Below are 20,788 nucleotides of genomic sequence, written 5' to 3'. Positions count from 1 at the left end.
GCGCCGATGGTACTGCACCCGGGAGGGTGTGGGAGAGTAGGTCACCGCCGGACCCACATTAAGTGAGGGGCCCCAAACCACCAGGTTCGGGGCCCCCACCCACTTAACAGCCAAAACGGGACAGTCGGCAGGTCGTGCTGCACGGCTACGACCAGGCGGCCGCTGCCTCGGCAAGGAGCCGGCGGTATCCCGCCAACTCGGTCACGACGTCGGCCGCTGTTTCCCCGCTTGGGGTCAAGCCTGCGGCCTGCCCGGCATAGACCGGTGCCATAGCTGTATCGCCGGACTTACGAGCCTGGCGCATTCGCTCAGTTATCTCCGTACTGGAGGACAATCTCTTTTGCAGCTCGTCTGCGCGGTCGGCCCACTCCTGTGCGAAGGCATTGGAGACGGCACGTCCGCCGTATTGAGGCGGCCACTTCAGTTTCTGCGCGATGTCGAAGGAACGGGTATAGACAGTGTCGTCCATTGTTGCCCGCTCGATGGCATCTTTTGCGGCTCCCGGCATCATGGACTCCTGGACAGTTGTGAATCTTGTGCCGATCCACGCACCAGCGGCGCCGGCAGCCAGTACCGCGGCCACTCCATTGGCCGTGGCTATGCCGCCCGCCGCGAGGACCGGCTTTGAAGTAGTCTGCACTGCCAGCTGCAGGAGCGGCAGCGTGCCGACGTCGTTTCTGCCATGCCCGCCACCTTCAGCCCCGCGCACTACGATGATGTCGGCGTCGTACTCCAGCGCCTGTCCCAGATCGGTCTGACTACCAACCTGCATGGCGCTGACCGATCCTGCTTCTTTCACGGCGTCGAGAGCCCAGCGGGGATCGCCGAAACTGACGGAAACCAACGCTGGATGGTGCCGGAGGGCGCGATGCAGAGGATCAGGATTGTCCTCCAAGGTCCAAGCCATCAGACCGACACCCCAAGGCCGCCCGGATTCTTCGGCGATGGCCAGTTCACGGTCGATCCACTCCGGGGAGGCATCAGCGCCGAAGCCAACCATGCCCAAGCCTCCGGCCAAGGAGACGGCTGCGGCGAGCCGGCCGCCGGCAGCTCCGGCCATAGGGGCGTTGAGGATGGGATACGTGGTGGAGAATTTTTCCGCGAGGTAGCTGCTGTCCATATCGACACTCTATGTGGGCCGGCGGTTAGACTCGACGGATGAGCGATATCTTTTCGCACGCGCCTGCAGAACCGAAGGAAGAGAGCGGCCCGCTGCCGCCGATCGAGATTGCCCGGGCCGTAGCGGCGCAGCCTGAGCAGGCATTCCTCGGTTGGACTGAGCACATCCACCTTTGGTGGCCGATGGCCGAATACAGCGTCTCTGGGGAGGATGGTTTTATCGACTTCGAAGGCGGCGAGCTGGTCGAGACGTCGGCAGGTGACCAGATGATCAGCTGGGGCACGGTTCTGTCTTCCGAGCCGCCGTCGTATCTGTCTTTCAGCTGGCATCCGGGAGCAAATCCTCTGCAGGGCACCGAGGTCCAGCTTGCCTTCAGCCCTTTGCCCGGTGCGGACTCCGCAGGGCTGGAGGCGGATGCACCGGCGTCATCCGGAACGGAACTGACACTGACGCACATCGGGTGGGAGAACCTGCCCGATGCCCCAGCTGTGCGGGCCAAGTACCTGGGTGGGTGGCCTGGGATTCTGGATCGCTATGTCCGGTTTATGGGCGGCCCGGCCTAGGCCGCTAAACTAGGTGAGGCGCACTCCTGCGTCCCACAAACTTAAACTTCCATAGGGTCGAGCAGCTGAGACTGTGTCAGGTAGTCAGCTCACAAAGAGAGGAGACTGGCATGGCGGAAAACAACCGACGAGGCTCGGACGGACGGGGTGGCCCGGGAGCCAGCAGCCGGAACGGAGCGAGCGGCCGCAGCGGAGCCAGCGGACGGCCGGGCAGTTCGGGCCGCGGATCATCAGGAAGAGGCAATGGACGAACCGAGCGCGCGGACCGGCCCGCGCCGACTCGAAATGCCCGGGATCTGCGGAGCTCGAACCGTGATGACCGCCCGCGCTCTCCGGATATCGACCCGGATGTCACCGGCGAAGAACTTGACCGCGTCACCAGGGCGCAACTGCGCAACCTGGAAGAGCAAAATGCCGAATGGGTTTCAAAACACCTGGTGATGGCAGGCCGGCTCATCGATGAAGATCCGGAGCTTGCCTTCGAGCATGCCCTCGCAGCCAGCAGGCGTGGCGGTCGAATGGCACTGGTCCGCGAGGCTGTCGGGCTGACGGCTTATGCGGCGGGGCGGTACGGCGACGCCCTCAGGGAGTTCCGCACCTTCCGCCGTATTACCGGATCCAACGAGCACCTGCCCGTTATGGCTGATTGCGAACGCGGCCTGGGCCGTCCCGACCGGGCACTCGAGATGACGCGCTCGGAGGAGGCCAACGAGCTGAATACCGCCGGAAAGGTGGAGCTCGCCATTGTCGGCTCCGGTGCCCGGGCGGATCTGGAACAGTATGACGCTGCCGTGACCGCACTGGAAATTCCTCAATTGGACCGCAACCGTGCGTTCTCGTTCAGTCCGAGGCTGTTCCGCGCCTATGCTGACGCCTTGGACGCCGTCCGGAAACCGGATGAGGCGGAAAAGTGGCGCCGCCAGGCATTCGTAGCCGAAGACGCGCTGGGTGTGGGCGATTTTGAAGATCCGGACATTATCGACTTGAGTGGCGACGACGATGAGGAACCGGTCGATACACGCCCAGCAGACAGGCCTACCGGAGATTCCGCGCCACGATGACGGGGCAGGCGCTGATCAGCAGTTACGACGCGTTGCTGGCGGATCTTGATGGTGTCGTCTATGCGGGTCCGGCCGCCATCGATGGTGCGGTCGAGTCGCTCAAACGGCTGGCGGATTTCGACGTCGGACTCGGCTACATCACCAACAACGCTTCGCGTTCACCGGCGACCGTCGCGGAGCACCTGAGGTCCTTGGGAGCTCCGGCAACAGAGGAACAAATCATCACCTCCGCTCAGGCCGGCGCCCGTCTGCTTGCTGAAAGGCTGAAGCCCGGCAGCACCGTACTGGTCGCCGGGAGCAAGGCGCTTGCTGCCGAGGTGGAGCTGGTCGGGATGTCCGTCGTGTGGTCCGCCGAAGAGCAGCCCGACGCCGTCGTCCAGGGTTTTGATCCAGGCATTGGTTGGACGGCACTGGCCGAAGCCTCTTTCGCGGTGGCCGGCGGAGCCTTATGGGTGGCGACCAACACTGACATGACTGTTCCAAATGAGCGCGGAATCGCCCCGGGAAACGGTTCGTTGGTCGCTGCGGTCCAGGCCGCCACCGGTCAGGTTCCCGATGTGGCGGGCAAGCCGAGGGCACCTCTCTTCAGCGCTGCGGTGGAGCGGCTCCAGGCTGAGCATGCTCTCATTGTCGGCGACCGGTTGGACACCGATATTCTGGGCGGCAACAACTCCGGCATCGATACCGCCGTCGTCCTCACCGGCGTGGACACACGCGAGACGATCCTTGCGGCACGCGCCGTCGAACGTCCCCAGTACATTCTGGCTGACCTGCGGGGCCTGTTTGAGCCGTATCCGGACATTGAGATCTCCGGCGATAAGCACAGCTGCGGCGGCTCAACCGCTTATGTGGAGGGTTCGAAAGTGCAGGTGACAGGTTCTCTGGACGACCTGGACACCTGGCGGGCGGCGTGTTCGGCATGGTGGGCGGCGAATCCGGACGCGGAGGAGGCCCTTTCGCCAACCCTTGTGGACTGAGCGCGCGTCAATAGACTGGACCCAGGACCTGGGGAGAACCAGCATTCAGCGCCGGATGACCGCAAGGAGCATTACTCATGGCCCAGCACGTGGCAGAACAGATCGTTGAACAGCTGCAGAGGGCCGGGGTCAAACGCATCTACGGCATCGTCGGCGACAGCTTGAACCCCATTGTGGACGCCGTGAGGCAGTCCGGTGGCTCGGCGAAGGGCGGCATCGATTGGGTCCATGTCCGGCATGAGGAAGCCGCAGCCTTCGCCGCCGCTGCCGAAGCGCAATTGACCGGAGAGCTCGCTGTCTGCGCCGGCTCCTGCGGCCCCGGCAACCTGCACCTGATCAATGGTCTTTACGATGCCAACCGGACCGGGGCTCCGGTATTGGCGATTGCATCCCACATTCCGAGCCAGCAGATCGGCACCGGGTTCTTCCAGGAGACTCATCCGGACCGGCTCTTCAACGAGTGTTCGGTGTACTCGGAAATGATCAGTACGGCCGAACAGTCGCCCCGGGTGGTTCATAGCGCCATCCAGCATGCCATTGCACGGCGGGGAGTCGGTGTTATCACGCTGCCGGGAGATATCGCGGACTTGGAAGTCGCGGCTGAAGCACCCTTGCGCAGCGCCTTCCTGCCGGCCAAGTGTGTTCCGGCTGAGGAATCCGTCCGGCAACTGGCAGACGCCATCAATTCTGCGGACAAGGTTGCCATTTTTGCCGGCGTCGGTGTCGAGGGTGCCCACAACGAAGTTGTTGCCCTTGCGGAGAAGGTCAGTGCACCGATTGGGCACTCGCTACGGGGCAAGGATTTCATCCAGTACGATAATCCGTTCGACATTGGGATGACCGGGCTGCTCGGCTACGGGGCGGCGGCCGAGGGGATTGAGGACGCGGATCTGCTGATCCTGCTTGGAACCGACTTTCCCTATAACCAGTTCCTGCCGGATACCCCGACGGCGCAGGTCGACCGTGCCGCAGAGCACCTGGGACGCCGGACCGACGTCGACATTGCCGTCCATGGCGACGTGCTCCCGACACTGACTGCGCTGGAACCGCTGGTCAAGCGGAAGAAGAACCGGAAATTCCTGGACCGGATGTTGAAGAAGCATGACCGGCTGATGAATAAAGCCGTCGGCGCATACACCCGCAAGGCGGACAAGATTGTTCCGATCCATCCCGAGTACGCCGCATCGCTGCTCGATCAGGTGGCTGCCAAGGACGCCATCTTCACCGCCGATACCGGCATGTGCAATGTGTGGACGGCGCGCTATATCAATCCGATGGGAACACGCCGCATCATCGCGTCCTATCTGCACGGTTCCATGGCCAACGCACTGCCGCATGCGGTCGGCGCCCAACTGGCATATCCGGACCGGCAGGTGGTCTCCGTCTCCGGCGACGGCGGGCTCGCCATGCTGCTCGGTGAATTGCTGACAGTTAAGACCTATGACCTGCCCATCAACGTGGTGGTTTTCAATAACTCCAGCCTGGGCATGGTGAAACTGGAAATGCTGGTGGACGGGTTGCCCGATCACGGCGTCGACGTACCGCAAACCAATTACGCTGAAATCGCCCAGGCGATGGGCTTCCACGCGGTACGGGTAACGGACCCGAAGAAGATCGAGTCCGCCTACCGGGAGGCGTTCAAACACCACGGTCCATCCCTGGTGGAGTTGATTACGGATCCCAATGCGTTGTCGATTCCCCCGAAGATCACCGGTGAACAGGTGTTTGGATTCGCCACGGCAATTTCCAAGGTTGTCCTCAACAAGGGTGCCGGCGAAGCGGTCAGCATGGCGCGCAGCAATCTCCGGAATGTCCCGCGGGGCTGACCGGAGCTATTGGATAAGCTGGGGAGGCAGGCGAAACCGGAGCACAGCGGGCGGAAGGAGATGGGTTGGACTACGACGACGACGGGGATGTCCGCGGCGACGATCCGGCAACGTCCGGACGGACCGGGTGGCCCCAACCTGAAGCCAGCACCGGCGACGGCAATGTCGACAACATCCTGGCACGCCTGCAGGATCTGCCGCGGTTGCCTTCCTCGGAGCATACGGAGGCGTATACGGAGGTCCACGACCAGTTGAAGGCCGAACTCGACGCCGGCGACGGTTCCGATTGAACTGCTGATGCCCCGACTCGACCAGGAACTACTCCGGCGTGGACTGGCCAGATCCAGGACGCACGCTGCAGCGCTCATCACCGAAGGAAGAGTGGAACTTTCCGGTTCCACCGTTACCAAGGCGTCCACTCGAGTCCGGAGCGCTGATCAACTGACCGTCAGTTCAGCGGGCACCGAATACGTCAGCCGCGCAGGACATAAACTTGCCGGCGCACTGGAAGCGTTCGACGGCGTCGTCGTGGAGGGGAAACGGTGTCTCGACGCAGGAGCATCGACAGGCGGTTTTACGGATGTGCTGTTGAGGGCCGGCGCGGCCACCGTTGTGGCCGTCGATGTGGGACATGGCCAGCTGGTTCCAGATTTGCGGCACCACGACCGCGTCGACGTCCATGAGGGTCTGAATGTCAGATACCTTCGGGCGGAGGACATCGGGGGACCGGTGCAGCTGACCGTCTGCGATTTGTCCTTTATCTCGCTGACACTCGTCATGGCCGCTCTCGCCGAGGTGACGGAGCCGGGCGGGGATATGGTCGTGATGGTAAAACCCCAATTCGAGGTCGGCCGCAGCAACCTGAGCCACACTGGAGTAGTCACCTCGGGACGGGAGAGGCTGAACGCCGTCGGTAAAGTATTGCGATGCGTCCTCGATTCCGGACTCCAGATCGAAAACGTTGTGCCCAGTACGCTGCCCGGTCAGGATGGAAATCTCGAATACTTTCTGTGGATAAAGGTGCCGAAAGCCGATTCACTACCTAGGATCGGAACAGGACCCGGATCGGCGCCGGCCGGCCCGGCAGACAATGAGCCGGCAAAGTACGAAACGGCGGTGGCCGCCTGGCTGGCCACGTTGAAAGAACAGAGAGCGGAAGGCAGGTGAGGATGAGCCGGAGGATTCTGGTCCTGGCGCACACTGGCCGCGAGGATGCGATGAGCGCGGCCCAGCAGGCGTGCACTCAACTGCATGACTCCGGACTCGTCCCGGTCATGACGCGCCCCGAACTGATGGACATCCAGGCGGCGTATGGAACGGGGACTGCCCCCACCGAAATCCTGGATGAAGAAGTGAAACTGGCCGACGTCGATCTGGTCATGGTGCTCGGTGGAGATGGAACGATCCTGCGCGCCTCTGAATTGGTCCGCGGTTCCGACGTGCCGCTGCTGGGGGTCAATCTCGGCCATGTCGGGTTCCTCGCCGAGAGCGAGCGGGCGGATCTGGCGCAAACGGTGCAGTGGGTTGTCGAACGCGCCTACACCGTGGAAGAACGGATGGCCATTGATGTTTCGGTGTGGGTCGGTCAGGACAAGCTGGCTCATACCTGGGCGTTGAATGAAGCCGCAGTGGAAAAGGCCAGCCGTGAGCGCATGCTTGAGGTGGTGATCGAGGTCGACGAGCGTCCGCTGAGCTCCTTCGGCTGCGACGGCGTCGTCATGGCGACACCGACCGGTTCCACGGCCTACGCCTTTTCGGCCGGCGGCCCTGTGGTCTGGCCGGAGGTCGAGGCGCTGCTGATGGTGCCGATCAGTGCGCACGCCTTGTTCGCCAAGCCTCTGGTGGTCTCGCCCAAATCGCAATTGGCCGTTGAAATCCTCAACCGGACCGACGCATATGGCGTGCTCTGGTGCGACGGACGGAGGACTGTGGAGTTGCCACCCGGCGCCCGGGTTGAGGTGCGCCGGTCGAATACGCCGGTGCGGCTTGCCCGCACCCGCCAAGCGCCGTTCTCCGAGCGGCTGGTCCGCAAATTTGAACTTCCAACCACCGGATGGCGTGGTCCAACGGTCCACGAGCTGTCGGCCGAGGCCGCGGACGCACCGACAATCGAATCTGTCGTGACCGTCGACCCGCACCACAATCTGAGCGGGACCTTCAGAAATGATTGAACAAATACACATCCGCGACCTCGGCGTCATCAGTGAGGCCACACTGACGCTCGGGCCGGGTCTTAGCGTCGTCACGGGCGAAACCGGCGCGGGTAAGACAATGGTTGTCACGGCCCTTGGACTGCTGCTGGGTGCACGGTCCGACGCCGGAGCCGTGCGCACCGGGGCAAAGTCGGCACTGGCCGAAGCAGTGGTGCGGGTTTCGCCGCAGAGCTCAGCTGCGCTGGCTGCCGTAGAGGCGGGCGGTGAAGTTGAAGAGTACGACGACGGCGCTGAGCTGCTGCTGGCCCGTACCGTTGGTGCCGACGGGCGAAGCAGGGCACATGTGGGCGGCCGGTCCGCGCCGGTTGGCGTTTTGGGCAGAATTGGCGCAGACCTGGTTGCAGTCCACGGGCAATCGGACCAGCTCCGGCTGCGGAGTTCGGCCGCGCAGCGGGAAGCTCTCGACAAATTTGCCGGTGAGGAACTGGTGCAGCTGCAGGAAGAGTACGCGGCGAAATACAGCCGCTGGCGGGCAGCCGCCACGGAAGTTGAAGAGCTTCGCTCAGCGTCCAGGGAAAGGATCCGTGAGGCCGAGTCGCTTCAGTCCGCACTGGAAGAGATCGACGGTATCGATCCGCAGCCCGGCGAGGACCAAGCGCTTAAGTCCGAGTCGATCAAGCTGACCAATATGGAGGAACTGCGCACTGCCGCCAATGTCGCCGGCCAGTCCCTGGCGGCTGACGCCGACATCGATACGCCCGATGCTGGCACCCTGGTGGATGCCGCAAAACGAACCCTCGAACAGGTCGCCGAGCACGACGAGTCGTTGCGGAGCGCCGCTGAAAGGCTGGCGGAGGTCGGCTACATCATCACCGACGTGGCCGGTGAACTCTCCAGCTATGCAGCCTCGCTGGACGGGGAAGATTCCGACCGGCTGGCGGAGGTCGAGGAGCGGCGGGCAAAGCTGGGAAACCTGATCCGCAAGTATGCCCCCACCATCGACGAGGTCCTCGAGTGGGCCGAAACCAGTCGTGCCCGGCTGGACGAACTGACAGACGATTCCAGCCGGATCGAAGCTCTGGATGCTGAAGTGGTCGAACTTGAGCAGACATTGGTGAAGATGGCTGCGGAGCTGACTGCGCTGCGCACGGCTGCCGGCAGGAAACTGTCGGAACGGGTCAGTACCGAACTCTCGGCATTGGCCATGCCGGACGCCGCTCTTGAGGTCAGGATCGAGGACGCCGGCCAGCTGGGACCGCACGGAGCCGACGTCGTCGAACTTCTGCTGCAGCCGCATGCCGGGGCGCCCGCCCGCCCGCTCGGGAAAGGCGCTTCGGGCGGTGAGCTATCCCGTGTGATGCTCGCTATCGAAGTTGTGCTGGCCGAAGTCGACCCGGTGCCAACATTCGTCTTCGATGAGGTGGATGCCGGCGTCGGGGGCCGGGCCGCCGTCGAAATTGGCCGGCGCCTGGCGATGCTCGCCAAACATGTACAGGTCCTGGTGGTGACCCACCTGCCGCAGGTCGCTGCCTTCGCCGATCAGCACATCACGGTGATCAAGACTTCGGACACCAGCGGGCCCGGGGGAGTCACGGCCAGTGATGTCCGCCGTCTCGATGACGCGGAGCGGGTGAAGGAACTGGCGCGGATGCTGGCCGGCCAGGAGGACTCAAGTTCCGCGCAGGCCCACGCCCAGGAACTGCTGCAGGATGCCCGAACGGGCTGAGCGCCCAAGTTGAGTTCCTGCTTACTTAATCCAAGCGATCAATTGCAAAGGTGATAGGCTCAAACTCCGTGGTGCAGCAAACAAATTCCCGGTTCCTTAAGTCGTCAAGTACGACCAAACACATCTTCGTCACCGGTGGCGTGGCGTCTTCTCTCGGGAAGGGGCTGACGGCTTCCAGCCTGGGTCAGCTGCTCAAGGCGCGCGGCCTGGCAGTGACCATGCAGAAGCTGGACCCGTACCTGAACGTGGACCCCGGCACGATGAACCCCTTCCAGCACGGCGAAGTCTTCGTCACCAATGACGGCACGGAAACCGATCTGGACATCGGCCACTATGAGCGGTTCCTTGATGAAAATCTGGATGGCTCCGCCAATGTGACGACCGGTCAGATCTACTCGACGGTGATCGCCAAGGAGCGCCGCGGTGAGTACCTCGGCGATACGGTACAGGTCATTCCGCACATTACGGATGAAATCAAGAACCGGATGCGGTTGCCGGCCCAGGGCGACAACCCGCCGGACGTCATTATCACCGAAATCGGCGGCACCGTCGGCGATATCGAATCACAGCCGTTCCTTGAATCCGCCCGCCAGGTGCGCCAGGACATCGGCCGCGGAAACGTCTTCTTCCTGCACGTATCGCTGGTCCCTTACATCGGTCCCTCGGCCGAACTGAAGACCAAACCCACGCAGCATTCGGTGGCGACTTTGCGTTCAATCGGCATCCAGCCCGACGCAATTGTGGTCCGCTCGGACCGCCCGGTGCCGGACGCCATGCGGGAAAAGATCGGCCGGATGTGCGACGTCGACTCGGATGCAGTGGTCAACGCCGAAGACGCGCCGAGCATCTACGACATTCCCAAGAAGCTGCACGGCCAGATGCTGGACGCCTACATCATCCGCGCCCTCGATCTGCCGTTCCAGGACGTGAACTGGTCCAAATGGGACAAGCTGCTCGAAGCCGTCCATCATCCGGCGCATCAGGTCGAGATCGCGCTGGTGGGCAAGTACATCGACCTGCCGGATGCGTACCTCTCGGTGACCGAAGCATTGCGTGCCGGCGGTTTCGACAGGAATGCCAAGGTCAACATCCGCTGGGTGCCCTCCGATGAATGTGCAACGCAGGAAGGCGCCGCCAAAGCGCTCGACGGCGTGGACGCAGTTTGTGTTCCGGGCGGTTTCGGGATCAGGGGTCTTGAAGGCAAGCTCGGGGCGCTGAAATTCGCGCGCGAAAACGAGCTGCCGGTGCTCGGCCTTTGCCTCGGCCTGCAGTGCATGGTTATCGAGTATGCCCGCAACGTTGCCGGTATGGTGGGAGCCTCCTCCAGCGAATTCGATCCGGAGACCGAGTACCCGGTGATCGCAACGATGGCGGAACAACTCGACATCGTCGCCGGTGAAGGTGACATGGGCGGAACCATGCGGCTTGGCCTCTACGAAGCAAAGCTGACAGAGGGCTCGGTCATCGCCGAAACCTACGGCACCACGACGGTCACCGAACGCCACCGGCACCGCTACGAAGTCAGCAACGAGTACCGCGGACAACTGGAAGCTGCCGGCCTCGTTTTCTCCGGGACGTCACCGGACGGAACCCTGGTCGAGTTCGTCGAGCTGCCGCGCGAAGTTCATCCTTATTACGTTTCCACCCAGGCACATCCGGAACTCAGTTCCAGGCCGACCCGGGCGCATCCGTTGTTCGCCGGACTGGTCGAGGCCGCGCTCGAGCGCCAGCGGTCCGGGCGACTGGTTGAGGTTTAACCGGTGATGGACCACACGGCGGGAGAGCCGCAGGAGCATCTTTCGGACCGTTACAACCCCCGGGGAAAGCTCGATTCCGAGGTTGTGTACCAGGGCCGGATCTGGAACGTTGTGCAGGACCGGTTCCAGCTCACCGATGACGGCGATCCGCTGGTCCGTGACTACATCGACCACCCTGGTGCGGTGGCAGTGCTGGTGATGAACGACGACGGCGAGGTGCTGTTGATCAATCAGTACCGTCAGCCGACGGGCATGAACCTGTGGGAAGTCCCGGCCGGACTGCTCGACGTCGAGGGCGAGGACTTCCAGTTGGCCGCAGCGCGGGAACTGGCAGAAGAAGCAGACCTCACCGCGGAAACCTGGCATGTGTTGACCGATTTCTTCAATTCACCCGGGTCCTCCAGCGAGGCTATCCGGATTTACTTGGCCCGCGGAATTGGCGAAGTCCCTCAGCATCAGCTGCATGAGCGGACTGACGAGGAAGCCGAAATCGAGCTCGCCTGGCTGCCTTTGGAGGAAGCCGTGGACGCCGTGCTGGAAGGACGGCTGCATAATCCCTCTGCCGTAACCGGTATCCTCGCCGCTGCGGCCGCCCGGATGAGGAACTACGAAAACCTGAGGCCTGCCGATGCGCCGTGGGCTGCCCATCCTACACAGCGCCACCTCTGGTCCAACAGCGGCGACGAAGGTTCGGCGTCAGTCCCTCCGGTGGACCAGGACTGAGCCATGTCCACGGCGACGGGCCAACCTTCATCGGCTTCGGATGAGCTGCGTTCATCCGGCATTGGACGCGCCGTAGGGGAGTACCTGCAGCACATGGCGGTCGAACGGGGCCTGGCCGAAAATACTCTCTCCGCGTACCGCCGGGACCTGCTGCGGTATGTACGGTACCTGCACTCACTCTCCATTGAGACAGTTGAAACCATCTCCCGCAAGGATGTAAGCGGCTACGCCCAGTCGATCGTGGAGGGAAGCGATGGCGGTGCGGCACTCAGCATCCGCTCTGCCGCACGCAACATCGTCGCAGTACGTGGTCTTCACAAATTCTGGGCTCTGGAAGGCCATACCGCGACCGATCCGGCCAGCGATGTGCATCCGCCCATGGCGGGGAAACGACTGCCGAAAGCCATTTCCGTCGCGGAGGTCACCAGGATCCTCGAGGCCGCGGGGACAGACACCCCGACTGGGTTGCGTGACCGGGCGCTGCTCGAATTCCTCTATGCCACGGGTGCCCGCATCAGCGAAGCTGTGGGACTCGATGTGGACGACGTCTCTGTCGAGCCGGAGATGGACGGACCCGCCGTCGTACGTCTATTTGGCAAGGGATCCAAGGAGCGGTTGGTGCCGCTGGGTTCCTATGCAGCAAAAGCGATCGAAGCCTATCTGGTCCGCGGCCGCCCTATGCTCGCGGCCAAGGGTAAGGGAACGCCGGCCCTGTTCCTGAATGCGCGCGGCGGGCAGATCAGCAGGCAAAGCGCCTGGACGATCCTCAAGACTGCAGCGGAAAAAGCCAACATCGGCAAGGACGTTTCCCCGCATACGTTGCGGCATTCGTTCGCCACCCACCTGCTTGAAGGCGGTGCGGATGTGCGGGTGGTGCAGGAGCTGCTCGGCCATGCCTCTGTCACGACCACGCAAGTTTACACTCTCGTCACAGCCGACACCCTCCGCGAGGTCTATGCCGCCGCGCACCCCCGGGCCCTGTAGCGGCACGTAGCGGGCACGTAGCGGCACCCCGACGCTCTCTCACCGGCCCCGGCCTGGCAACGATTATGCTCAGGATATGAAATCCGCGCCGATCGCCCTGTGTTTCCTGCTGCGCACCAGTGCAGGAGGTCAACGTCAAGTGTTGATGGGCCGGAAGAAAACCGGGTTCGGGACGGGCAAGATGGTGGGCCTCGGCGGTCATGTGGAGGCCGGCGAGTCGGTACAGGATGCTGCCTGCCGCGAGGTCGCGGAAGAGTCTTCAGTGTTGGTCCGGCCGGGGGACCTTAACGACGTCGGCAGCGTGGAGTTTGTCTTCCCGGCCCGCCCGGACTGGAACATGAGTACCCGGATTTTCACCGCGGACCAGTTCGAAGGCGAGCCGGTGGAAACCGACGAAATCGTGCCGGGCTGGTTCGACCTTGATGCACTTCCGGTGTCCGATATGTGGCAGGACGCCGAACACTGGCTGCCGCCGATGCTCACCGGCCGCCGTCTCGCCGTCCGGGTCACCCTGAACCCGGACAACGAGTCGGTTGCGGACGCCTACCTGGAGGAGCTGGCAGCGCTCGCGGAGGATTAACGGCAGAACCCGGCGGCAGTCTGGGCTGCCGCCGGGTTCTGCAGGACGGTTACTTGTCGACGTGGCGCTCGTCCGGGCCGCTGTAGGCGCTCAACGGCCGGATCAGGGCATTATCTTCAGCCTGCTCCATAATGTGCGCCGTCCAGCCGGTAATGCGGCTGGCGACGAACAGCGGTGTGAAGGTGGGGGTGTCGAAGCCCATCAGATGGAACGCGGGGCCGGTCGGGTAGTCGAGGTTCGGCTTGATGTCCTTCGCCTCCTGCATCGCTGTTTGCAGCCCGTCGTACAGACCGAGAATCTCGTCCCGTTCGTAGTGCTTGACCATGGCATCGAGGGCGGCCTTCATCGTCGGTACGCGTGAGTCGCCGTGCTTGTAGACCCGGTGCCCGAATCCCATGACCTTCTTCTTCTGGGCCAGTGCATCGTCCATCCACGCCTTGGCCCGGGCGGCCGCCTCTTCCTTGGACTCGTCTTTCCGAATGCCGATTTCCTCGAAAGTGTCCATCACAGCCTCGTTCGCACCACCGTGCAGCGGTCCCTTCAGAGCCCCGATTGCACCGGTAACGGCCGAGTGCAGATCAGCCAGGGTCGAGGTGATGACCCGGCCGGTGAATGTTGACGCATTGAAGGAATGTTCCGCATAGAGCACCATGGAAACCTTGAACGCCTCGACAACGTCCGGGGGCTGCTCCTCGCCGAACGTCATGTAGAGGAAGTTCGCGGAATAGTCCAGATCCTCCCGCGGCTCGACGACGTCCTGGCCGCGCCGCCGTCGTTGGTCATAAGCCACGACGGCGGGGAAGGCGGCAAAGAGACTGATGGACTTGGCGAGGTTTGCCTCCCGGGAGGAATCTTCCGCCTTCGGGTGGCTGGCGCCCATGGCTGATGCCGCTGTCCGGCACACATCCATCGGGTGCGACGACGTCGGCAGCAGGTCGATCAGCTTCTTTACGTTCGGTTCCAGTGCACGCTGGGAACGTTCCGTCTTGCAGAACTCCTCGTTCTGCTCGTCGGTGGGCAGCTCGCCATTCCACAGCAGGTACGCGACCTCCTCGAAGCTGCACTTTTCGGCCAGCTCCTGCACCGGATAGCCGCGGTAGAGCAAGGAGTTTGTCTCCGGGTTCACCTTTGACACCTTGGTGGTATCGACGACGACACCATTGAGGCCCTTGCGGATCTCTGGTTCTTCCGTGTTCATTTACGACTCCTTGCGTTAGTTCCTGCCCGGGACCTGGAAGTTGAAGACTCCCGCGTCGAACTGGTTGTAGGACTCATAGTCGACCAGCTCGTACAGACGGGACCTTGTCTGCATCGTATCGACAATGCCCTCCTGGGTGCCTTCCGCGGTGATCTGCTCGAGTCCAGCTTCCACCGCTCCCATGGCAATGCGCAACAGGGTGACTGGATAAATCACCATGTTGATACCAATACCTTCAAGTTCCGACTGGGTGAACAGCTTACTCTTGCCAAATTCGGTCATGTTGGCCAGTATCGGAACGTCGACGGCGTTGCGGACCGCTTCGAACTCGCTCAAGTCGCGCAGGGCCTCCGGGAAGATGGCGTCCGCGCCGGCGTCGACCAGGGCTTTGATCCGGTCGATTGTGGTGTCCATGTCTTCGACTGCGCGGACGTCCGTGCGGGCCATGATCAGGAAGTTCGGGTCGCGCCGGGCATCCGCGGCCGCCCGGATCCGCTTGACGGCGGTTTCCAGATCGACGACGGCCTTGCCATCGAGGTGCCCGCAGCGCTTGGGATTGACCTGGTCTTCGATGTGGCAGCCGGCAAGTCCGGCGTCCTCGAACTCCTGGATGGTCCGGGCCAGGTTCAGCGGTTCGCCAAAGCCGGTGTCGGCATCGACGATGGCGGGAAGATCAGTCATCCGGGCAATCTGCTTGGCCCGGGTGGCAACCTCGGTCAACGTCGTCAGCCCGATGTCCGGCAACCCCAGATCAGCGGAAAGCACCGCGCCGGAGATGTAGACGCCGTCGAACCCCTTGTCCTGGATCAGGCTGGCCGACAGGGGATTGAAGGCGCCGGGGAATTTCAGCAGTTTGCCGGAGGCGAGCGCCTGGCGGAAGTAGGTCCGCTTCTGCTCGGGAGTGGTTTTCGAATACAGCATGGCAGTAAATCCTTTCGTTAAAACAAACCCGTGGGGGCGCTGGCGGTGTCGATGACGCCGTCGGAGGCGATGATGTTGAGCCCGTCGAGTTCGCCGGCGGCCAATTCGGGCAGCCGCTGGACGGTGTCCAGGAACCGGTCGATTTCAGCCGGGTCGATGACGCCGTCGGCAAGGGAACGGAACTTGTTGATGTACTGCTCCCGGGCAAACGGGCGGGCACCCAGCGGGTGGGCATCGGCGACGGCGATCTCATCCGTGATGGTGGTGCCGTCCGCCATCGTGATTTCCACCCGTCCGCCGAAGGCCTTCTCCTGCGGGTCGAGGGAGTGGTACCGGCGGGTCCATTCGGCATCTTCGGCCGTCGTGACCTTGTTCCACAGTGCCACGGTGTCTTCCCGTCCGGCGCGCTCCGGGGCGTAGGAATCGACGTGGTGCCAGCGGCCGTCCTGCAGCGCCACGGTGAAGATGTAGGGAATGGAGTGGTCCAGGGTCTCCCGCGACGCCTTCGGATCGTACTTCTGCGGGTCGTTCGCCCCGGAGCCGATCACATAGTGGGTGTGGTGCGAGGTGTGCAGCACCACCGAGGCAACGTTTGCCGGATCGGAAAGTTCCGGATGTTCGGTATGCAGCTTCCGTGCCAGGTCGATCCACGCCTGGGCCTGGTATTCGGCCGAGTGCTCCTTGGTGTAGGTATCGAGGATAGCGCGCTTGGCTTCACCAGTCTCGGGCAGCGGAACCTGATAGGAGGCATCCGGCCCGTCCAGCATCCAGGCGATCACGCCGTCTTCGCCTTCGTAGATCGGCACCGGCGAGGTCTGTCCGCGCATCGCCCGGTCAACCGCCTCGACGGCCATTTTGGCGGCGAAGGCGGGAGCATGTGCCTTCCAGGTGGAAATCTCGCCCTTGCGGGACTGCCGGGTCGCCGTCGTCGTATGCAGCGCCTGTCCCACCGCCTGGAAGATGGTTTCGACGTCGAGACCCAGCATGGTGCCGATGCCGGCAGCCGCGGACGGGCCGAGGTGGGCGACGTGGTCGATCTTGTGTTTGTGCAGGCTGATCGCCTTGACCAGATCGACCTGGATTTCGTAGCCGGTGGCGATACCGCGGATGAGTTCCTGCCCGGAGCAACCCAGATGCTGGCCGACGGCGAGCACCGGCGGGATGTTGTCTCCCGGATGCGAGTACTCAGCGGAGAGGAAGGTGTCGTGGTAGTCCAGCTCGCGCACGGCCACGCCATTGGCCCATGCGGCCCATTCCGGGGAGCTGCGGTCCGCGATGCCGAAAATCGTTCCGCCGCGGCCGTTGGCCGAGACCTGATGCGCCATAGCCTGCGAGCGGGCGGCGATGATGGGTCCGCGTGTCAGCGAGGCGACGGCTACTGCCGCGTTATCGATGATCCGGTTGATCACCATGTCGGTGACATCGTCGGCCACCTCCACCGGATCTGCTGCGACCTGGGCGATCTTGTATGCCAGTTGGTCCTCGCGGGCGAGGTTTTCCTCACTGCGGTAGACCCGTACGGAGTGTTCCTTAACCATGAATTGGTTCCTCTCTGATGGTGCCTGGTTCGTCGGCGGAAAGTACATGTTCAAGACTGCTGTTCAGATGGACTCTGGTGGCGGCTATAGCCAGCGGTGCGTCCCGGGACTCGATGGCCTTGGCAATCAGGGCGTGTTCGGACGCGGCCGCCAGCAGCCGTTCGGGGTTATCGCTCGCCAGCCGCCGGACGCGGACCAGATGCGTGCGCAGATTCCGCTGAGCCTGCAGCAGATATTGGTTGGCGGCAGCTTCGTCTATGGCCGCATCCATCCGGGATACCAAGTCAAAATAACGACGGCGGGACGGGTCACCGCCGTCGAGCAGGGCGTCCGCTCCGGCGAGCTCGATCCGCAATTCTTCGAACACGCCGTCTTTACGCCGCCCAGCGGCCAGCGCCGCAGCCTGGCAGTCGAGCGCCTCACGGACCTCGAACAGCTCGTGGATATGGTCAAGCGAAATGTCCGTGACCACGATTCCACGCCCGCCCTGCGGCGCGGCAAGGCCTTCGGCAGTCAGCCGGGCCAGAGCCTCACGCAGGGGAGTACGGGAGACACCGAGCCGGCGGGATTGCTCCACCTCCGCCAGCATGGATCCCGGCGGCAAGCGCCATTCGATAATGTCCGCCCGCAGGGCCTGGTACGCCCTTTCGCCGGCGCGCGCCGGTGCTGGGGTTTGTCCATTACTCACCGCACCAGTGTATACACAGATACAGCAAAGTGGCACGGCAAGGCGGTGAATTCTTGCAAAAAATGGTTTTACGTATACACACCCCTTGTGCGGGTCGACCGGATGTGACTAGGATAACGGTCATCACCAGCCCCCTTCGATAGAGAGCGGCGAATGAGCCAGTCGACATACCAAGAACGCTACGAGCAAAGTCTGCGCGACCCCGGTGCCTTCTGGCTGGACGCTGCCGAAGCCGTGGACTGGGAGGTGACGCCGAAGCAAGGCGTTGATACTTCCGCTCCACCAATGGCCCGGTGGTTTCCGGACGGCACGCTGAACACCAGTTATAACGCCTTGGACCGGCACGTGGCTGCCGGCCGCGGGGAAACCACAGCACTGATCTACGACTCCGCGATGCTGGATACCAAGCAGAGCTACAGCTATCGGGACCTGCTCTCGGAGGTGGAGCAGTTTGCCGGCGCGCTCCGTGATGCCGGGGTTGGCAAGGGAGACCGGGTGGTCATCTACATGCCGATGATCCCCGAAGCGCTGATCGCCATGCTGGCCACCGCACGGCTTGGCGCCATCCATTCGGTGGTCTTTGGCGGCTTCGCCGCTACAGAACTGGCGGTGCGGATCACCGATGCCAAACCGGCGGTGGTGGTGACCGCCTCGGGCGGGTTGGAAGTGAACAGGCGGGTGGAATATCTTCCCGCAGTTGCCCAGGCGCTGGAGTTGAGTGAGCACGACGTCGACACCGTCATAGTCAAGACCCGGGACGGCTTTGACACGTCCGTGCAGGATTACCGGTCGGATGACTCCGCCGGCCGGTCCTGGCTGGAGTGGGACGAGGCCACCGCGGCTGCTGAACCGGCCGCAGCCGTGCCGGTGGCGGCGACGGATCCGCTTTACATCCTGTACACCTCAGGTACTACCGGCACTCCCAAGGGAGTGGTGCGCGACAACGGCGGCCACGCTGTGGCACTGGCGTGGTCGATGGCGAATATCTATGGGATAAAGGCCGGGGACGTGATGTGGACCGCCTCCGACGTCGGCTGGGTGGTCGGGCATTCCTACATCGTCTACGGGCCGCTGCTGGTCGGAGCCACCACAGTGCTCTACGAAGGCAAACCCGTAGGGACGCCGGACGCGGGAGCCTTCTGGCGGGTCGCGGCGGAGCACAAGGTGGACGTGCTGTTTACGGCTCCGACGGCGCTCCGGGCCATCCGCAAGGCCGATCCCGAAGCCGTAGAACTGGCTAAATACGACGTGTCGGGTCTCAAAGCGCTTTTTGCCGCCGGAGAGCGCCTTGATCCGGAGACGTTTGACTGGATTTCGGGCAAACTCCCGGTGCCGGTTATCGACCACTGGTGGCAAACCGAGACCGGGTGGGCTGTCTGCGCAAATCCCATGGGTCTGGAACAGTTGCCCATTAAGTCAGGCTCACCGACCGTTCCGATGCCGGGATTCGCCGTAGACATCCTGGACGCGGACGGACGCCCGGCTGACTCCGGCGTCGAAGGCAATATTGTCCTGGGATACCCCTTGCCGCCCGGTACCCTGCAGACACTCTGGCGGGACGACGAACGTTATAGATCCTCGTATTGGTCCGCGTTCGAGGACTGCTACGCCACCGGCGACTCGGGGTACCGGGACGAGGATGGGTACATCTTCGTCATGGGCCGGACGGACGACATCATTAATGTGGCCGGTCACAGGCTCTCCACGGGAGCCATTGAGCAAGTCATCGGACGCCATCCCGCTGTTGCCGAATGCGCTGTTATCGGGCTGGCCGATCAGCTCAAGGGACAGCGTCCGGTCGCCTACGTCGTACTCAAGACGGGGGCTGAGCTTGACCAGGAACAGCTCCGCACCGAATTGGTGGCCCTTGTCCGGCAGCAGATCGGTCCGGTCGCGGATTTCAAGACCGCGGAGGTGGTCGAAGGGCTGCCCAAGACCCGGTCAGGAAAAATACTGCGCAAAACGATGCGGCAAATGGCCGACGGCGAGGAGTACGTAGTGCCCTCAACTATCGAGGACCCGGCAGTGCTGGAAGCGCTCAAGGTAGCGCTGCAGCCGGCCCGGAAGGATGCGCCTTATAATGATTGAATGAGGCATGAACGGCTGGCCAGGAATCCGCGATTCGGTTCTCCCGCCGTGGAGTCCGGGCCGTCCACGGGCGCCACTGCCCCGGACGGCAGAGCTTCGGCCGCAGGACTCTTGCCTGCCATCCTGCTCGCCGGCTCCGCAGTTATTCTCTTCGTCTTCGAACTGAATCTGACCGGGTATGCGTTACTGCTGCTGGCCGTGGTGCTTGCATTCTTCATCGACCGGTTCCTGTTCCGGGATCTGCTGCTCATCGCCGCGGGGTTGTCGATTATCAGCGCTGTGCCGATCACGACGGACATCAGCCTGGGGCATATGTTCGTGATGGGAACGGCAATGGTCCTGGCGGTCGGCATTCCGTACGGGGTTTCGCGTTTCGGTTACCGCGACCACGCGGTCCGTTTCCCGATCCGGACCTGCCAGCCCTGGACCGCCGTCGAGAAGTGGTATCTCGTCGCGGTGGTGGTCATTGGTTACCTGTTGTTGCCGGTGTACATGATGAGTACCGGCGTGTACCAGAACTGGCCTGCCGTTTCAGATGTGGATGGCATCCTGCGGCTGTTCCTGGGCACGAACGTGCTCGGAATCTGGGATGAACTGTTCTTCATCTGTACCTGTTTCGCACTGCTCCGCAGGCACTTTCCCGACTGGCAGGCCAATCTGCTGCAGGCCGTTCTATTCACCTCATTCCTGTTCGAGCTGGGATTCCACAGCTGGGGGCCGGCGATGATCTTCCTGTTTGCACTCGTGCAGGGCTGGATCTTCAAGCTCACCAAGTCCCTGTCCTACATCGTCTGCGTCCACCTGCTGTTCGACTTCGTACTGTTCCTCGTTCTGGTGCATGCGCACAACCGCGCGTGGCTGGACATCTTCCTGTATTAGTTGGGG

The 20,788-nt window shown here is 63.0% G+C and carries 18 protein-coding genes and 1 pseudogene; 14 read left to right on the top strand and 5 right to left on the bottom strand.

The genetic code is table 11. From position 1 onward, the window contains the following. Window positions 1–145 precede the first annotated feature (145 nt). Window positions 146–1,120, bottom strand: coding sequence for an NAD(P)H-dependent flavin oxidoreductase (locus ACX80B_RS11350; protein WP_459296108.1), 975 nt, complete (start codon window positions 1,118–1,120; stop codon window positions 146–148). Window positions 1,121–1,158: 38 nt separating this feature from the next. Here ACX80B_RS11350 and ACX80B_RS11345 point away from each other — a divergent pair, with 38 nt between their 5' ends. The 12 genes from ACX80B_RS11345 to ACX80B_RS11290 all read left to right on the top strand — a co-directional run bounded on the left by ACX80B_RS11345 (window position 1,159) and on the right by ACX80B_RS11290 (window position 13,470). Continuing rightward, complete coding sequence (locus tag ACX80B_RS11345; protein WP_459296106.1) at window positions 1,159–1,683, top strand: SRPBCC domain-containing protein; 525 nt, start codon at window positions 1,159–1,161, stop codon at window positions 1,681–1,683. 110 nt (window positions 1,684–1,793) lie between these two features. Beyond that, on the top strand, window positions 1,794–2,744 hold the full coding sequence (locus ACX80B_RS11340; RefSeq protein ID WP_459296104.1) for a hypothetical protein: 951 nt from the start codon (window positions 1,794–1,796) through the stop codon (window positions 2,742–2,744). Beyond that, window positions 2,741–3,721, top strand: coding sequence for an HAD-IIA family hydrolase (locus ACX80B_RS11335; RefSeq protein ID WP_459296102.1), 981 nt, complete (start codon window positions 2,741–2,743; stop codon window positions 3,719–3,721). Before ACX80B_RS11340 ends, ACX80B_RS11335 begins: the two co-directional genes overlap by 4 nt. Before the next feature lie 77 nt (window positions 3,722–3,798). Next, window positions 3,799–5,547: a pyruvate dehydrogenase gene (locus ACX80B_RS11330; RefSeq protein ID WP_459296100.1), complete on the top strand. Its 1,749-nt coding sequence runs from the start codon at window positions 3,799–3,801 to the stop codon at window positions 5,545–5,547. Window positions 5,548–5,612: 65 nt separating this feature from the next. Then, window positions 5,613–5,837 (top strand): hypothetical protein, encoded by a 225-nt coding sequence (locus ACX80B_RS11325; RefSeq protein WP_459296098.1) that lies wholly within the window; start codon window positions 5,613–5,615, stop codon window positions 5,835–5,837. A 7-nt stretch (window positions 5,838–5,844) separates the two neighbouring features. Next, window positions 5,845–6,714, top strand: a complete 870-nt coding sequence (locus ACX80B_RS11320) for a TlyA family RNA methyltransferase (RefSeq protein ID WP_459296096.1) — start codon at window positions 5,845–5,847, stop codon at window positions 6,712–6,714. Window positions 6,715–6,716: 2 nt separating this feature from the next. Beyond that, window positions 6,717–7,718 carry an NAD kinase gene (locus tag ACX80B_RS11315; protein WP_459296094.1) on the top strand — a complete coding sequence of 334 codons (1,002 nt, stop codon included), beginning with the start codon at window positions 6,717–6,719 and terminating at the stop codon, window positions 7,716–7,718. Then, window positions 7,711–9,426, top strand: coding sequence for a DNA repair protein RecN (gene recN / locus ACX80B_RS11310; RefSeq protein ID WP_459296092.1), 1,716 nt, complete (start codon window positions 7,711–7,713; stop codon window positions 9,424–9,426). Before ACX80B_RS11315 ends, recN begins: the two co-directional genes overlap by 8 nt. A gap of 50 nt (window positions 9,427–9,476) precedes the next feature. Continuing rightward, window positions 9,477–11,183: a CTP synthase gene (locus ACX80B_RS11305; RefSeq protein ID WP_459296090.1), complete on the top strand. Its 1,707-nt coding sequence runs from the start codon at window positions 9,477–9,479 to the stop codon at window positions 11,181–11,183. A 6-nt stretch (window positions 11,184–11,189) separates the two neighbouring features. Further along, the gene (locus ACX80B_RS11300; RefSeq protein WP_459296148.1) at window positions 11,190–11,906 is read left to right on the top strand and encodes an NUDIX domain-containing protein; all 717 of its coding nucleotides are present in this window, start codon (window positions 11,190–11,192) and stop codon (window positions 11,904–11,906) included. A gap of 3 nt (window positions 11,907–11,909) precedes the next feature. Next, window positions 11,910–12,890 (top strand): site-specific tyrosine recombinase XerD, encoded by a 981-nt coding sequence (xerD, locus tag ACX80B_RS11295; protein WP_459296088.1) that lies wholly within the window; start codon window positions 11,910–11,912, stop codon window positions 12,888–12,890. A 76-nt stretch (window positions 12,891–12,966) separates the two neighbouring features. After that, window positions 12,967–13,470 (top strand): 8-oxo-dGTP diphosphatase, encoded by a 504-nt coding sequence (locus ACX80B_RS11290; RefSeq protein ID WP_459296086.1) that lies wholly within the window; start codon window positions 12,967–12,969, stop codon window positions 13,468–13,470. Window positions 13,471–13,519: 49 nt separating this feature from the next. Here ACX80B_RS11290 and ACX80B_RS11285 read toward each other — a convergent pair whose 3' ends face one another. From ACX80B_RS11285 to ACX80B_RS11270, 4 genes are read right to left on the bottom strand one after another with little or no spacing between them, the layout of a single operon-like run. Next, on the bottom strand, window positions 13,520–14,668 hold the full coding sequence (locus ACX80B_RS11285; protein WP_459296084.1) for a bifunctional 2-methylcitrate synthase/citrate synthase: 1,149 nt from the start codon (window positions 14,666–14,668) through the stop codon (window positions 13,520–13,522). 15 nt (window positions 14,669–14,683) lie between these two features. Further along, window positions 14,684–15,589 (bottom strand): methylisocitrate lyase, encoded by a 906-nt coding sequence (gene prpB, locus ACX80B_RS11280; RefSeq protein WP_459296082.1) that lies wholly within the window; start codon window positions 15,587–15,589, stop codon window positions 14,684–14,686. 17 nt (window positions 15,590–15,606) lie between these two features. After that, window positions 15,607–17,127 carry an MmgE/PrpD family protein gene (locus ACX80B_RS11275; RefSeq protein ID WP_459296080.1) on the bottom strand — a complete coding sequence of 507 codons (1,521 nt, stop codon included), beginning with the start codon at window positions 17,125–17,127 and terminating at the stop codon, window positions 15,607–15,609. After that, a complete protein-coding gene (locus tag ACX80B_RS11270) occupies window positions 17,120–17,815 on the bottom strand; it encodes a GntR family transcriptional regulator (protein WP_459296078.1) in 696 nt (231 codons plus the stop codon). The genes ACX80B_RS11275 and ACX80B_RS11270 overlap by 8 nt, the downstream gene beginning before the upstream one ends. A gap of 147 nt (window positions 17,816–17,962) precedes the next feature. Between ACX80B_RS11270 and ACX80B_RS11265 the strand changes: the two are divergent. Next, window positions 17,963–19,903: pseudogene (locus ACX80B_RS11265) on the top strand (acetate--CoA ligase); the annotation flags it as partial. Beyond that, window positions 19,904–20,782 carry a CPBP family intramembrane glutamic endopeptidase gene (locus tag ACX80B_RS11260; protein WP_459296076.1) on the top strand — a complete coding sequence of 293 codons (879 nt, stop codon included), beginning with the start codon at window positions 19,904–19,906 and terminating at the stop codon, window positions 20,780–20,782. It begins immediately after the preceding pseudogene. Window positions 20,783–20,788 lie beyond the last annotated feature (6 nt).

The sequence above is a fragment of the Arthrobacter monumenti genome (assembly GCF_054511255.1).
This window is presented reverse-complemented; position numbering and strand designations above follow the sequence as displayed.